The organism is Streptomyces calidiresistens, from assembly GCF_014141525.1.
Taxonomy (GTDB): domain Bacteria; phylum Actinomycetota; class Actinomycetes; order Streptomycetales; family Streptomycetaceae; genus Streptomyces; species Streptomyces calidiresistens.
Window position 1 is genome coordinate 1 of sequence record NZ_VKHS01000829.1, and the last position, 2,261, is coordinate 2,261.

At 71.2% G+C, this 2,261-nt stretch carries 2 protein-coding genes; both read right to left on the bottom strand.

Annotated features, from left to right (window positions below; all coding sequences use genetic code 11):
• Positions 1-14: 14 nt before the first annotated feature.
• A complete protein-coding gene (locus FOE67_RS23200) occupies positions 15-977 on the bottom strand; it encodes an Aca2/YdiL-like domain-containing protein (protein ID WP_182666791.1) in 963 nt (320 codons plus the stop codon).
• 24 nt (positions 978-1,001) lie between these two features.
• On the bottom strand, positions 1,002-1,859 hold the full coding sequence (locus FOE67_RS23205) for a helix-turn-helix domain-containing protein (RefSeq protein WP_182666792.1): 858 nt from the start codon (positions 1,857-1,859) through the stop codon (positions 1,002-1,004).
• Between the last annotated feature and the right edge of the window lie 402 nt (positions 1,860-2,261).

Consider the following 2,261-nt stretch of genomic DNA (forward strand, 5'->3'; position numbering starts at 1 on the left):
GGCGGGGCCGGGGGCTACTCGGTGTCGCCGCCGTAGGTGATGCGGGCGCCGGGCAGACGCTCGGCAGCGCGGAGGGTGGCCCGGCGGTGCCACTGCGCGGAGTACCGGGCGAGGGGCCAGTCCGGGCTCGTAGCGCGGAAGTCCTCGTCACTGCGGTACGTCAACAGGGACGGCTCGTCCTCGCCGTCGTGCTCCTGGACGATGGCGTCCACGGCGGCGGCGGTGGTGGCGCGCACTTGCGCGATCTCAGGGCGGATCCGCCCGGGGATGGGGTCCCTGCCTGCTTCCCAGGAGCGCAGGGTGCGGGGGTTGACGCCCAGGAGCTTGGCGAGGAGGTCCCCGGTGAGGCCCAGGTCCTCGCGGGCCGTCTGGAGTTCGGCCGGGGTGAGGGGGTCCTCCTCCGCCAGGTCGTCCCGCAACTCTTTGAGATGGGGCAGGAGTGCCGGGCAGACCGGGGTGCCCTCGTCCACCTCCGAAATACCGGTAAGGATCTCCCGCTCGATCTCCTCCAGCCGGCTGTCGGTGGTGTCCGCCGTGACGCCGTCGATGTCCCATTCGGCGATCAAAGAGTTGGGGTCGAAGGCTCCCTCCGGGTTTTTCCTGTCGCAGCCGAGGTGCTCGCGGATTTCCTCTTCCGCTTCCTGCGCGTCCTCTCCGAGGACCGCGACGTTGTTGTTGCCGTCCCACTCGATGCTGGAGTCCGCGAGGATGCGGTCCGCGAGGGGGGCGATCTCCTGCATGGCCGTGTTGGCCGCCTGTGCGGTGATGAGCGGGATGCGGTAGCGGCGGGTGTGGCCGTAGAACACCTCCGGGGGCGTGCCTTCGCCGACCTCGACGTCGTAGGAGGCGGACAGCGTGCCGTTCTTGAGGTCCAGCAGGATGTGGGCCGGCTGCGATGTGTTCCGGCCGGGGAAGTGGCGGTACAGCTCCAGGTCCTCGACGACCTCGTTGATCTGGACGTGGCTGCTCGTGCTCATGGGGTGTGCCTTTCGGTGGCGGGGTCAGTAGTTGTCGGTGAGGGAGTCGATGTAGGCGGACGCCTCGGCCTTGGAGAGGAGTTCGAGGTCGGCGCGGGTGGTGGGGCCGCTGAAGAAGCCGCCGCCCTCACCGCTGTCGCGGCGGCGTGCCAGGAGGCTGAGGATGTAGCTGATCTGGCGGTCGGTGGCCAGGGCGCCCTTGGTGCGGCGGGCTTCGGCGAGCTGGGCCTCGCGGGCTTCCCGGACGGCGGCCTCGGCCTCGGCGATGGCCTTCTCAGCGGCGGCCTTCTCGATGCGGGCGGGGGCGCCTTCGGCGTGGCGGTTGGCCAGGAAGATCAGCACGTCCAGCCAGGTGGTGCCCTCCGGCCAGGAGCCCCGGACTTCCTCGCCGTCTTCCCAGATGTGCCGGATGGTGTCGGGGTCGTCTTGGCCCGAGCCGGTGAGGCGCCAGTAGGAGCCGCGGCGCATGGAGCGGGAGCTGTGGTGGTCGCGCTCCAGGCGGTAGCCGGCGGGGGTCTCCTCGTAGAAGCGGCGGTAGATCTCCGCGATCTCGGGGGTGGTGAAGGTGGCGTTGTGGATGCGGGGGTCCTGGCCGGGGCCGAAGCCGGCGGGGGTGCCGTCGGTGCGCACGACGCTCCACACCTCGCGTTCGGTGCCGTAGCGGATGGCGGTGCCCTGCTCGATGCGGTAGGTGGTGGTCGGGGTCATGGTGCGGGACTCCTGTCCGATGCGGATGCGGCGGTTCAGGGAGGAGGGGTCGATGACCCACCGGCCGCTGACCTTGGTGGCCGTGATGACGCCGCGGCGGCACCAGGTGCGGATCGTGGCGACGGTGACGCCCGCCTCGGTGGCGGCGTGGGCGGCGGTGAGGGTGGTGTCCATCTGGTGCTCCCGAGTGACTTACGGGCGGGTCTGGGGCTGCTCCCCTGACCTCACAACCACGAGGCTACACCCTAAATTGGGGTGCACGCAAGTGGGGGGGGCGCTCATTACCCGGCACGAGCAAGGCCCTCGACCCGTGCGGGGTCGAGGGCCTTCGTTGCTTCACCCCCGCTCACGCGGGGAACCCGGCGCTTTCGGAGCGGCGCCCCTGCTACCAACCGGTCCACCCCCGCTCACGCGGGGAAACCCGGGCCCGGCGCCCCGGAGAAAGGGGCGAGGACACGATATCGCGATGCCCCTCCCCCCGGGAGGTGATTGGGGTACGCCGCCGCGGGCCCCGGTCGTGGCGGGGTGGGGCCCGGTGGTGCCATCCCCGCGCGCGCGGGGAGCAGGGGTTCGGGT

What these genes read in the sequence shown, in the direction of transcription:
- FOE67_RS23200 (WP_182666791.1), bottom strand. Translation starts at nt 977, where the DNA reads ATGAGCACGAGCAGCCACGTCCAGATCAACGAGGTCGTCGAGGACCTG.
- FOE67_RS23205 (WP_182666792.1), bottom strand. Translation starts at nt 1,859, where the DNA reads ATGGACACCACCCTCACCGCCGCCCACGCCGCCACCGAGGCGGGCGTC.